The following is a 12,431-nucleotide window of genomic DNA, read 5'->3' as shown; positions in this document are numbered from 1 at the left end:
AAAAAAAATTAATGGAAAATACCGTTCAAAAGCATTGCGCAAATGCCAATGAAAAGCCACAATCTCAAGAAATTTAGAGTAAAAAATTTTGAATTTTTAAAATTCTGAAGCAAGAAATAAATACAAAAAATAAAAACAAAAAGCCCTACAGCAAAATAATATGACCAAATGTTATGTAAACCATTATGAGAAATGATTTTCATGGAGATTAAAATATTAGTAATAATTAAAAAAATTAAATTATTAATGGCTACTCTGTCTCCAAATACATTTGGAATGGTAGAATAATTAAAGATTTTATCAGCGTTTTTAGTTAAAGTATCTTTTAAAATATCTAAAATGAGAAGCATTAAAAATAAAAAAATTGCTAAAAATATAATCTCTTTAGAAAAAGTACGATAATAAACCAAAATTCCAAAAAATGGATATAATGTTAAAATAACAAAACTGAGATTATTTAAAAATAAAATTTTGCTGAGTTTATGGCTGTAAAACCACATCAAAAATTGATAAATTAAAAAAAATAAAAATATTCTGAAAGATAAAAGTCCCGCAATCCCAAGTGATAATGAATTGAAAAAAAGATATGCGTAAAGAAAATATTTTTGTTTTAAAAAATTCTGAATTCTGCTGCGAAAAGGTTTTGTAAGCGTATCTTTTTCTTTATCATAAAATTGATTGATAATGCCGCCCGCCAAAATACTGAAAAGTGAACAAAAAATTAAACCATGAACTTTATAATCAAAAACGAAATTTCTAAAGGATTCTTCCTGATTAAAAAGAAAGTAAGCAGAAACGTAAAGTGCAAATGCTAAAAGTGCAGTTATAAAAACTTTTGCACCGAGAAGAAAACCGAAAAATTGAGAAATTCTGTAGAAAAGACTTTTATTCAACTTACAGAAATTTAAAAATTAAAACCTATAAATAACCTCCTTGTCAAAAGCTTGAAGCATTTTTTCTGCTTTTGGATAATCTTTAGCAAAGCCTAAAATATAACCGCCTCCTCCGCTGCCACAAAGTTTCAAATAATAAGCGTTGGATTCTAAACCTTTTTTCCAAGCCATCCAAATATTTTCTGGTATCATTGGTTTGAAATGTTCAAAAGCCCAAAAAGATAATTTTTTTAAATTTTTAAAGAATGGATTCATTTCTTTTTTCAAGAAAGTATCAATGCACGCATTATTATAACGGATAAATTCTTCTTTTAAAGTTTTACGGAAACCTTCGTTTTTTAATTTTTCGAAAAAAATCTGTACCATTGGTCCAGTTTCTCCAGTTGAGCCAGAATCTATTAAGAAAATTGCGCCTTTTCCCGCTTTTTCTTTTGGAAGTGAAACTTTATCAACATTATCTCGATTTTCAATTAAAATCGGCAAATTCATGTAACAAATTAAAGGATCAATTCCAGAACTTTTTCCATGGAAATAACTTTCTAATTGTCCGAAAACAACTTTTAAATTTTTTAATCCTTCTTTACTAATGCTTTCTGGATTTCTTTTAATGACAGAATAACGCTCGAAAATTGCGGCAACCAATGCACCAGAACTTCCAACGCCATAACCTTGCGGAATATTAGAATCGAAAAATAAACCTTTTGAAATGTCTCTTTTTAAAGCAGAAAGATTGAGTTTAAATTCTTCTGGCAATTCTGTTTTCTCTAAATATTCAAGATATTTTTTGAGAGAAGAATTGGATTTTTTTTCGAAATCAGAATTCAAATCAGAAAACTTTAAAGCACCTTTATAAAAGCTATACGGCAAAGTAAGACCTTGTGAGTCTTCAATAATTCCGTATTCTCCGAAGAGAAGTATTTTAGCATAAAATAAAGGATTCGTCATTTATTGTAATTTCCGTGGCAAAGATACGAAATATGTGGGGAAATAATGATTGTTTCATTGAATTGAATTTTTGAAAAAGTCTGGAAATTCATCTAATTTTGAAATTTCACTAATTTTATTTCTCAAAACTGTATTTAAATTTTCATTTTCTCGTAAAATATTAGTTTTTAAATATTTTATTAAATCTTCATCGGTTTTTGTATTTCTAAACGCATTAATCAATTCTTTTTTACCCCCTTTTTCTAAAATTAATTCGCAAATAACTGCACCAATTACGTATTGTGGATTGGTTTTTTCATCTAATTTATAAAAATCAAAAGGTTTTGATAAATTGATTCCTATATTTTCTTTTAAATAGGCATCAACTCTTTTTGTGTGGAAAATTAAAGGTTTACCAAAATGTGCTTTATCTTTTCCTAGGTATGCTGAAATTCCTACTAATAAAAGTTGATTAGCATTAGGATAAAAATCATTAATGAAATGTGTAATCTCGTGGTAATGATTTGCTCCTGCTTTTTCTGTTGCAAAAATGAAATTATTTTTAGATTCAAAATAACCACATTCTTTTTGCCCACCCTTTTGAAAAATATATTCAAACCCGAGTATATCAAAGATATTATCGCAATCTTTTGCAATGAAATAAGTTAATTTTTCTGGCTTAACATCGAAAATTTGACATAATTGAGAATAAAATTCTTCAGTCTCATTAATTTCATTTTTATTTAAATTGTATTCTGCACGATGAATGTATTTTATATTTAATTCTTGATCAGTTTTCCAATCTTTTGTATATTCAAAAATATAATTTGAAAGTTTGAATTGACTTCCAATTTTTTTTGCAAGAACATTTGTAATTGCAAATACTTCATTAGCATCAGTTTGGAACATTGATTTTATTAAATAAGTATTTTCTGAAATAGGATTTACACTTAAAATTCTATTATTAAAGTGCCAATTCATTAAAGATGGATTGATAACTCCGTCTATATCTAAAATATTAAAGTTTTTTAAATCTTTGACTTCACTTTTATCCCAATCATCTCTAGAATTTGTTTTTAAATAAGATTGCCATAAATCAACAATATTTTTAACATCTTTATTTTCAATATCTACATTGAAATTTTGTGAATAAGTTTGTGCATTTGAATAAACTCCAAAAAAAATTAATATTGAAAAAAGAAATGTTTTCATAGATGAATTTAAAATATTTTTAGAATAGTTAAATTATTAAAATTTACTTTTAAAAACAATCTTACTCCAAAACCTCCTTTTTCGTCTTCAAAAATCGAATTAAAACCAGACCAATCGCAAAGAAAAACGACATTCCTATAAATGCATAATGCATATTGTGAAATTTCTGAATCACGATACCAAAAATTAAAGATCCCAAAATTATTGCTAATTTTTCTAAAACATCATAAAAACTAAAATACGTCGTATTATCCATAGAATCTTCTGGCAATAATTTAGAATATGTGGATCGCGACATTGCTTGTAAACCGCCCATAACCAAACCAATTATTGCAGCTAATACATAAAATTGCATTTCTACATTTGGATTTTCTTTGTTTAAAAAATAGGCTGAAAGACAGCAAATAATCCAAATAAAAACCGCAATACTTATGACGTTTTTATTTCCAATAGATTTAGATAATCTTGAAAAAGCGAGCGCCCCAAAAATCGCCACAATTTGAATGACAAGAATAGTAATAATTAATTTATATTGATCTTCATCTCTTGTGAAAATTTCGGAAGTTCCGAACAAAGTTGCCATCAAAAAAATAGTTTGCATTCCAATGCTGTAAAAGAAAAATGAGGATAAAAAGAATTTTAAATTTCGGTTTTTAAATAAATGATTTCCCACTTTAAATAATTCTCGAAAACTTTCTTTCGCAATATCTCCGTAAAAAGAAATATTATCTTTTAAAACTTCAAAAACTCCGCCGTGCTCTTCATGTTTTTGGAAAATATTTTTATAATTTAAAAGCACTAAATCTTTTGGTAAATTGTCTTTAATTAAACCAAATTGTGGCAAATGTTTAAATGTATATTGAGAAAAACCAAACCACCATGCGCCGGTTAATAAGAATGTAACTCTTGTATAAATCGCCGTTTCATTTGGTGTTTTTGCTACCACTTGAATTAATAATAAACAAATAATTAATAAAATTACTGAACCAATATAACCATAAACATAGCCTTTTGCAGAGAGAGAATCTTGTTTATCTGGCGTTGCAATATCGGGTAAAAAGGAATTGTAAAAAACCAAACTTCCCCAAAAACCAACACTTGCGGTTACGCTAAATAATAATCCCAGAAATACATTATCAATACTTGTAAACATTGCTAAACCCATACAAGAAGTTGCGCCGAGATAACAGAAAAATTGTAAAAAAGATTTTTTATTTCCAATTGTATCGGCTAAAGAAGATAAAATTGGCGAAATAATTACAACTATTAAGAATGATAAAGTCAATGAAAAACTGAATAAAGCAGCGGGTTCGTAAGACGTTCCCATAATTTTAATTAAATGCGGAATGGGAACTTCCTTCCATAAACCAGAACTTTCTATAAATTCTTTTTTCTTGTAAGCTGTGGTTAGATTGGTGTAATAAATGGGGAAAATTGTAGAAGTAATTACGAGCGAATAAACTGAGTTTGCCCAGTCATAAAGCGCCCAAGCTTTCATTATTTTCGGATTATTTTTAATTTGTTGTTCCAATGGTTTAGTTTATTTTTTAAATCAATAAATCAGAATTCAGACAAATATATAAGATTTGTTTGAATTCTGATTTAAATTTGTTAAAAGTTTGCTTTGGTTTAACGCAAAGACACAAAAATTTATAAAAAAACTTTAGATTAAAACGCAAGGTAAATATTGGAAAATTATGCGGATTCAAATTCGGAATATTTCAAAAGACTTTAAAGACCAATATTTACTTTGCGCCTTAAATATTTTCAAAGAAAATGAATTTATGCCTTTGCGTTTAAATTCTCACAGTAATTAACACAACTCAATTACCATTGCAGAAGCGCCTCCTCCTCCATTGCAAATTGCAGCTGCGCCAATTTTTCCGTTATTTTGTTTTAACACATTAATCAAAGTAACTAAAATTCTTGAGCCAGAATTTCCAAGTGGATGTCCGAGTGCAACTGCGCCGCCGTTCACATTTACTTTTGCGGGGTCTAATCCTAAAATTTTGATATTTGCCAAACCAACAACAGAAAACGCTTCATTAAGTTCAAAAAAATCAACATCGGAAATTTCTAAATTTGCTTTTGCTAAAGCTTTTGGAAGTGCTTTTGAAGGTGCAGTTGTAAAAAACTCTGGTTCTTGTGCAGCATCTGCGTAAGAAATTATTTTTGCTAGTGGTTTTAAATTTAATTCTTCCATTTTTTCTTTAGACATTAAAACCAATACAGAAGCACCATCATTTATTGGTGAAGCATTTGCAGCCGTAATTGTTCCATTTTCTTTTTGGAAAACAGGTTTCAACGAAGGCATCTTTTCAAAATTTACTTTTTTAAATTCTTCATCTTCACTAAAAATAATGGGATCACCTTTTCTTTGTGGAATTTCTACAGAAACAATTTCATCTTTAAATTTTCCATTTTCTGAAGCTTTTGCAACACGTTTGTAAGATTCGATTGCAAACTGATCTTGATCTTCACGAGAAAAATGATATTCTTTTGCACACATTTCTGCACAACTTCCCATGTGTTGTTTATTATAAACATCAGTTAATCCATCTTTTACAATTCCATCAATTAATTTAATATCACCTAATTTTTGTCCATTTCTGCCTTCTAAATAATGCGGTGTTCTAGACATATTTTCCATTCCACCAGCAACAATAATTTCTGCGTCGCCACATTTTATGGATTGAGCAGCTAACATTACTGCTTTCATACCTGAAGCGCAAACTTTATTAATTGTTGTAGAAGGCGTAGAATTTTTTAAATTTGCACCAAGTGCAGCTTGTCTCGCAGGAGCTTGTCCAACATTTGCTTGCAAAACATTTCCTATATAAACTTCCTGAACTTCTTCTGGATTTAAATTTATTTTATCTAAAGCGCCTTTTATGGCGATTGAACCTAATTCTGTAGCAGGAATTCCAGATAAACTTCCTAAAAAGCTTCCAATTGGAGTTCTAACTGCAGAAACAATAAATACCTCTTTCATTTTTATATTAATTTATTTTATTTTTAATTTTCGTTCTTTTAAAACCAATAACAAAATTGCACCTGCGAATTCTAAAAACCAGCCCCAACTCAATTTTACAATTCCTGCAAAAGATTCTTGCCAAGATTTAAATGGTAAAAAGCTAAAATAATCTAGAGATTTAAATTTTATAGCGATAATTGTAAATACAAATAAAACAAGTAGAATTATGGCTGCAACGCGTACTAAATTTATTTTGTCAAAAACTATTCCTAAAAAAGCAAGCAAAGAAAATCCCCAAACTGAGTACGCAATATTAGAATCTATTTTAAAATAATTCCAATTGCCGATAATTGGAATGTGCACTAAAGGAAGAAAACTTCCTGCTACAACCAAAAACAAAGCGATAAACTGACTAATTTTCATTTTAAAATCTCTTTCGCCAAAGTACAAAAAAAACACATTTTATAAAAATGTGTTTTAAAATATTTATTTAAAAATTTTTAATGTGTTATATTTTCTATTAACTCTGGATTGTGTTTGTGTTTAAACATTATTGCAAATAAAATGGCAATTACAAAAGCATAACCTGCGAAAGTAAGCCATATTTCGTGCCACATTTTATCGCCATTTGGTAAGGTGAAATATTCTGTAATTAAATATCCACTTAATAAGCTTCCCATAATTGCTCCAAATCCGTTTGTCATCATCATAAATAAACCTTGCGCAGAAGAACGAATTTTATAATCGGTAGTTGTTTCTACAAAAAGTGAACCCGAAATATTGAAAAAATCAAATGCCATTCCGTAAACAACACAAGATAAAATTATTAGAACTAAACCTCCTCCTTGTGGTTCTCCATATGCGAAAAAACCAAATCTTAAAACCCATGCAAACATTGAAATTAACATTACTTTTTTTATTCCAAATTTAATTAAGAAAAAAGGAATTGCAAGAATAAATAAAGTCTCAGAAATCTGTGAAATGGACATTATTATTGTAGATCTTGTTACTACAAAACTATCTGCATAAGCGGGGATTTTTCCAAAATCTGATAAAAAAGTATCACCATACATATTGGTTAATTGTAAAGCTGCGCCAAGAAACATTGAGAAAAAAAAGAAAAGTGCCATTTTATAATCTTTAAAAAGAGAAAATGCATTTAAACCTAACTTTTCTGATAACGAAGCATCTTTTGGAATTAAATTCTGTGGTGGACATTTTGGCAAAGTGAAAGCATAAATCCCGAGAAAAAATGCAATTGCAGCTGCAATATAAAATTGATTTCCCGAAGCTTTGTTACCTGTTAAATTCGTAATCCACATCGCAACTATAAAACCGATTGTTCCCCAAACTCTAATTGGAGGAAAAACTTTCACTACATCATAATTATTATTTTTTAAAATGTAATACGCGATTGAATTAGAAAGTGAAATTGTCGGCATATAAAAAATCATTGCAACAAGCATCACATAAAAGAAATTTTCTGGAGAAACAATATTTGGTAAAAAGAGCAAAGTTATACCATAACAAATATGTAAAATACCGTATAATTTCTCTGCATTTATCCATCGATCTGCAATAATCCCAGTAAGAGCGGGCATTATTATAGAAGCAATACCTAAAGTTGCAAATACTTTTCCAAAATCTTCACCGCTCCATTGTTTGGTTCCAAACCAATAAACGCCAATTGTAATCAGCCAAGCTCCCCATACAAAAAATTGCAAGAAACTTATAATAGTAAGTTTAAATTTAATGTTCATAGTTTTAGTCTATTTTTTTATTACGTCTTTTTATTTCTTGCTGAATTTCTAATGCAGCATCAAAATCTTCATCTTTAACTGCAGTTTCTAATAGATTTTGTAAATTTTCAGAACTTAAATTTCTTAGAGAACCACTTTGGCTTTCACTTTCTAAATCTGAGAATGCTTCTTTTACAACGGGTGGAATATCGAGTTCTAAAAGAATTCCAGCTTCGCTTAATACTTGTTCTGTTGTGTAAATTGGCGCTTCAAAACGAACCGCCATTGCAACAGCATCGGAAGTTCTTGCATCTAAAATCAACTCTTCTTCTGTCGCTAAACATTTAAAATTTAGATTTGAAAAAAATACACCGTCAATAATTTGATAAATTATAACTGAATTTAAAGTATAACCAGAAGATTTTATAAATTTTGAAAATAAATCGTGTGTTAATGGTCTCGGTGGATGAATGTCTTTTTCTAAACCTAATGAAATTGATTGCGCTTCAAAATTTCCAATTACAACCGGTAATTTAACGGCAGTTTCTTCATGTTCCAACAGCAGCGCATAAGCACCAGATTGTGTTTGGCTGTAAGAAATTCCTCTGATGATTAATTTTTTATAATCCATAACTACAAATATAATTTAATTTTTAGAAAAATCTATTTGTTTATCGCAAAGGCGTAATTTTTCTTTGAAAATATTTAAGTTGCAAAGTTAATATTGCATTATTATTCTTTTTTATTGAATGAAATTTTGAAATGAACTTCTTATAAGATTTTTAATTACTATTTCCTTTGTGCATATCAAAAGTGTTTATGTTAAATCTTGCGCCTCTTCATTTAACCTTTTTCACAAAATATTAAAATCTTTGTAACCTTTTTATATATTGAAACGTATAATCATTTAGTACTCAAAAAAAATGAGACTTATAAAATGAGACAATTAAAAATTACGAAGCAGGTTACTAATAGAGAAACCGCGTCATTAGACAAATATTTACAAGAAATCGGTAAAGTAGATTTAATCACAGCTGATGAAGAAGTTAATTTAGCACAAAAAATTCGAGCAGGAGACACAATCGCCTTAAATAAATTAATAAAAGCCAATCTTCGTTTCGTAGTTTCAGTTTCTAAACAATATCAAAACCAAGGACTTTCTCTTCCCGATTTAATTAATGAAGGAAATTTAGGTTTGATGAAAGCTGCAAAAAGATATGATGAAACCAGAGGTTTTAAATTTATTTCTTACGCAGTTTGGTGGATTCGCCAATCAATTTTACAAGCTTTAGCGGAACAATCTAGAATTGTACGTTTGCCTTTAAATAAAATTGGTTCGATAAATAAAATCAACAAAGCTTATGCGCATTTAGAACAACAAAATGAAAGACCACCTTCTCCGGAAGAATTGGCGGAAGTTTTGGATATGAGCGAAGAAGATATTAAAGAATCAATGAAAAATTCTGGGCGTCATTTATCGATGGATGCGCCGTTAGTTGAAGGAGAAGATTCGAATTTGTATGACGTTTTACGTTCTGGAGAATCTCCAAGTCCAGATAAAGATTTAATGTTGGAATCTCTACAAATTGAAATTGAAAGAGCTTTGCAAACTTTAACGCCGAGAGAAGCAGATTTGGTTCGTCTTTATTTTGGTTTAAATGGAAAACATCCGATGACTTTGGAAGAAATTGGTGAAACTTTTGATCTTACAAGAGAACGCGTTCGTCAGATTAAAGAAAAAGCGATCAAACGTTTGAAACACAATACCAGAAGTAAGATTTTGAAATCTTATTTGGGTAAATAAATTTCCAATATTTAATTAAATAAAATCCTCTTAAATTTTATTAAGAGGATTTTTTAATTCTAAATTATCTATTATTTCTAATACATAAAAGTCAAACCTGCACCAAATCCAAATTCACTATCATAATTGGAAGAAACTGAAAGCCATTTTTGCAAAACATATTTTAATCCAAAATCAAATTCTTTATCAGAATTTACTGCAAAATTTCCTCTAATTCTTGGAGAAATACGAATTCCTTCTCTGCTTAATTCTAAACGAACTTTTCCATTTTGATCCACATTTGCATCTGCAATAATTAACATTGGAAGAATGTATTTCATACCAATAATTGCTACATTTTGATTTTTTGGCATCACATTTTGTTCGAACCAAGTTTTGGACATTTCATGGGTTTTATTAGTTCTAAAACCAACATACGGCATTGCCCATTGATATTTTCCTAAGAACCGCCCGACTTTTACAGTGCCTTCATAATGATTGAAATTGTAATTAGAATGAAATTCATTCACATTCATCCAACGTGATCCAATCATCGTCATATTTTCAAAATGTAATTTGTTAGAAGAAACATCAAGCATTGCTTTTGTACTGATCATACTATTAGTTTTTAAAAACTTTGTATAAGATGCTTCTTTATCTGGAATTTGCGGATTTGGTGCTGAATTTTCATAAGAAAAAACGCGTCCCATTCCGGTCATCATGTGATACAAAATATGACAGTGAAAAAACCAATCTCCATCTTGGTTTGCGGCAAATTCTATGGTATTGGTTTCCATCGGCATCATATCTAAAACAGTTTTCAGCGGCGCATAATCTCCTTTGGAATTTATGAGTCTAAAATCATGACCGTGAAGATGCATCGGATGGCGCATCATAGAATTATTATACATCACAATTCTTACAACTTGTCCCTTTTTTATTAAAATTTTATCAGATTCTGCAACGGTTTTATTATCCAAAGTCCAAAGATAATTTCTCATATTTCCTTCTAAAGTGAAATGCAATTCTTTAACATTACCTTGTGGTAAAATGGTTTTTTCTGTTGATTTTAACATGTTGTAATTTAATCTTACAATTGGATTTTTATCATCCATTTTCATTTCAGACATTTGATGATTGTCGTGATTCATTTCATCCATTTTCATAGATTTTCCGCCCATCATTTCTTGCATATGTTCCATTGTTGCCTTTTTCTCGCTTTCAGGAATTTCGGGATACATTACTTCATTCATATCCATCATTTGATTTCCCATTTTCATGTTCATCGGTTTCATATCGCCGTTCATTTTCATCATTCCATTCATCATTTTCATTCCTTCAAAAAAATTTAATTTAGGCAAATTTGGCGCGCTAATTTTTTCTCCAGAACCCAACCAAAGCGATGCAAAACCTTGTCTGTCTTCTGATGTAGATCGGAATTCAAAACTTTTATTTTCAGGAATTGTGACTTCAATATCATAAGTTTCAGAAACGCCGACAATTAATCGGTCCACTTCTACCGGTTGAACTTCATTTCCATCATTTCCAATAATTGTGATTTTTCCTCCACCAAAATTTAACCAAAAATAAGACGAAGAACCACCGTTTACAACTCTCAAATGAACTTTATCACCTGCTTTTAAATTTGAATAGTCAGAAGAAACTTTGCCATTTATTAAAAAATTATTATAATAAACATCACTTACATCCATCGCTTCCATTCGTTTCCATTCATTGAGAAGTTTTGTACCGAAATTTCCAGAATTTATTGCTTCAGAATAACTTTGAACAGCGCCTTTTTTTATAGCGTACCAATCGGTTTCGTCCATGTGCAATCTTCGCATAATTTCTTTAGGATTTTCATCTGTCCACTCTCCTAAAAGCACAGGGATATCTGCAGCAAATTGTTTCTCATTTTGATTTTCTCTTTTCTTAAAAACCAAAATACCATTCATCCCAATTTGTTCCTGCGTTCCTTCGTGAGAATGATACCAATAAGTGCCGTTTTGTGAAACTCTGAATTTATACAAATGCGTTTCACCGGGTTTCACTTCTTTGGTTGTGAGATAAGGAACGCCGTCCATTTCATTAGGTAAAATCACTCCGTGCCAATGAAGACCTGTGTTTTCTTTGAGTTGATTATGCAAATAAATCTCCGCCGTATCGCCTTCTGTGAAATATAAAGTCGGCGCTTGCAACTTTCCATTAATCGCAATTGCTCTCGCTGGTTTTCCTGTAAAATTTACCAAAGTATCTTTTACATATAAATCATAGCGAACGGTTTTTCCACCGAAAGAAATTTCACCGTTATTTTCGCTTTTCGCCACTGTTTTTTTGGACATTTTCATATCCATATTTTGAGAAAAACCTTTAGCAAAAATAAATATAATTAAAGCAAAAGCTAATTTTATAATATTTTTATTTCTCATTTTCAAGTCTTTTAATCATTGCTTTCATTTCAAGAATTTCTCTTTTCTGTGCTGTAATAATACTATTTGCTAATTTTTTAACTTCGGGATCTTTTATATCGGCTCTTTCACTTGTTAAAATTGCAATGGAATGATGCGGAATCATCGCTTTCATCCAAAGTACATCACCAATTGGTTTTTGCTCTCGAACCAAATAAAGTGAACCAAAAAAAAGTAATAAACTTCCTATTATTATGGCTGAATTTTTTGTTTTATTTTGATACATTTTTAGCATAAAAACCAACATTAAAATTGCCATACACGCAATCATTAAACAAGTCATATAAAATCTGGTAAGACTAAAATAAACGTGGTCTAATTCATAAGTATTTAAATACATCACAACGTACATTATGATAAAAGACGCAGCAAGCATCAGTAAAAACTTTGGATATGGATTGTGATTTTCTTTTTTATTTTCTGTATGTGAATTCATAA

11 protein-coding genes are annotated in these 12,431 nt (G+C 29.7%); 1 reads left to right on the top strand and 10 read right to left on the bottom strand.

Features of this window, described 5'->3' with window-relative positions; translation table 11 throughout:
- Nucleotides 1–8: 8 nt before the first annotated feature.
- The 8 genes from ACN0WB_RS03635 to ACN0WB_RS03600 form a co-directional block, all read right to left on the bottom strand.
- Nucleotides 9–893 (bottom strand): UbiA family prenyltransferase, encoded by an 885-nt coding sequence (locus ACN0WB_RS03635; RefSeq protein WP_417428944.1) that lies wholly within the window; start codon nucleotides 891–893, stop codon nucleotides 9–11.
- 18 nt (nucleotides 894–911) lie between these two features.
- Entirely contained in the window at nucleotides 912–1,838 is a 927-nt protein-coding gene (locus tag ACN0WB_RS03630; protein WP_417428942.1) for a mevalonate kinase, read from the bottom strand.
- Between the two features lie 54 nt (nucleotides 1,839–1,892).
- The gene (locus ACN0WB_RS03625) at nucleotides 1,893–3,029 is read right to left on the bottom strand and encodes a hypothetical protein (RefSeq protein WP_417428940.1); all 1,137 of its coding nucleotides are present in this window, start codon (nucleotides 3,027–3,029) and stop codon (nucleotides 1,893–1,895) included.
- Between the two features lie 61 nt (nucleotides 3,030–3,090).
- A complete protein-coding gene (locus ACN0WB_RS03620; protein WP_417429734.1) occupies nucleotides 3,091–4,527 on the bottom strand; it encodes an MFS transporter in 1,437 nt (478 codons plus the stop codon).
- A 315-nt stretch (nucleotides 4,528–4,842) separates the two neighbouring features.
- The gene (locus ACN0WB_RS03615; protein ID WP_417428938.1) at nucleotides 4,843–6,021 is read right to left on the bottom strand and encodes an acetyl-CoA C-acyltransferase; all 1,179 of its coding nucleotides are present in this window, start codon (nucleotides 6,019–6,021) and stop codon (nucleotides 4,843–4,845) included.
- Nucleotides 6,022–6,033: 12 nt separating this feature from the next.
- Entirely contained in the window at nucleotides 6,034–6,426 is a 393-nt protein-coding gene (locus tag ACN0WB_RS03610; RefSeq protein WP_417428936.1) for a hypothetical protein, read from the bottom strand.
- A gap of 77 nt (nucleotides 6,427–6,503) precedes the next feature.
- Entirely contained in the window at nucleotides 6,504–7,763 is a 1,260-nt protein-coding gene (locus ACN0WB_RS03605; protein ID WP_417428934.1) for a nucleoside permease, read from the bottom strand.
- Nucleotides 7,764–7,767: 4 nt separating this feature from the next.
- Nucleotides 7,768–8,373 carry a bifunctional nuclease family protein gene (locus ACN0WB_RS03600; RefSeq protein WP_417428932.1) on the bottom strand — a complete coding sequence of 202 codons (606 nt, stop codon included), beginning with the start codon at nucleotides 8,371–8,373 and terminating at the stop codon, nucleotides 7,768–7,770.
- Nucleotides 8,374–8,679: 306 nt separating this feature from the next.
- Between ACN0WB_RS03600 and ACN0WB_RS03595 the strand changes: the two genes are divergently transcribed.
- Nucleotides 8,680–9,546: a sigma-70 family RNA polymerase sigma factor gene (locus ACN0WB_RS03595; protein WP_090078757.1), complete on the top strand. Its 867-nt coding sequence runs from the start codon at nucleotides 8,680–8,682 to the stop codon at nucleotides 9,544–9,546.
- A 77-nt stretch (nucleotides 9,547–9,623) separates the two neighbouring features.
- On the opposite strand, the gene ACN0WB_RS03590 is transcribed toward ACN0WB_RS03595, so the two are convergent.
- Complete coding sequence (locus tag ACN0WB_RS03590; RefSeq protein ID WP_417428930.1) at nucleotides 9,624–11,954, bottom strand: multicopper oxidase domain-containing protein; 2,331 nt, start codon at nucleotides 11,952–11,954, stop codon at nucleotides 9,624–9,626.
- On the bottom strand, nucleotides 11,944–12,429 hold the full coding sequence (locus ACN0WB_RS03585; RefSeq protein ID WP_417428928.1) for a DUF305 domain-containing protein: 486 nt from the start codon (nucleotides 12,427–12,429) through the stop codon (nucleotides 11,944–11,946). The genes ACN0WB_RS03590 and ACN0WB_RS03585 overlap by 11 nt, the downstream gene beginning before the upstream one ends.
- Nucleotides 12,430–12,431: the final 2 nt, after the last annotated feature.

Source organism: Halpernia sp., from assembly GCF_048269545.1.
Classification (GTDB): domain Bacteria; phylum Bacteroidota; class Bacteroidia; order Flavobacteriales; family Weeksellaceae; genus Halpernia.
This window is presented reverse-complemented; position numbering and strand designations above follow the sequence as displayed.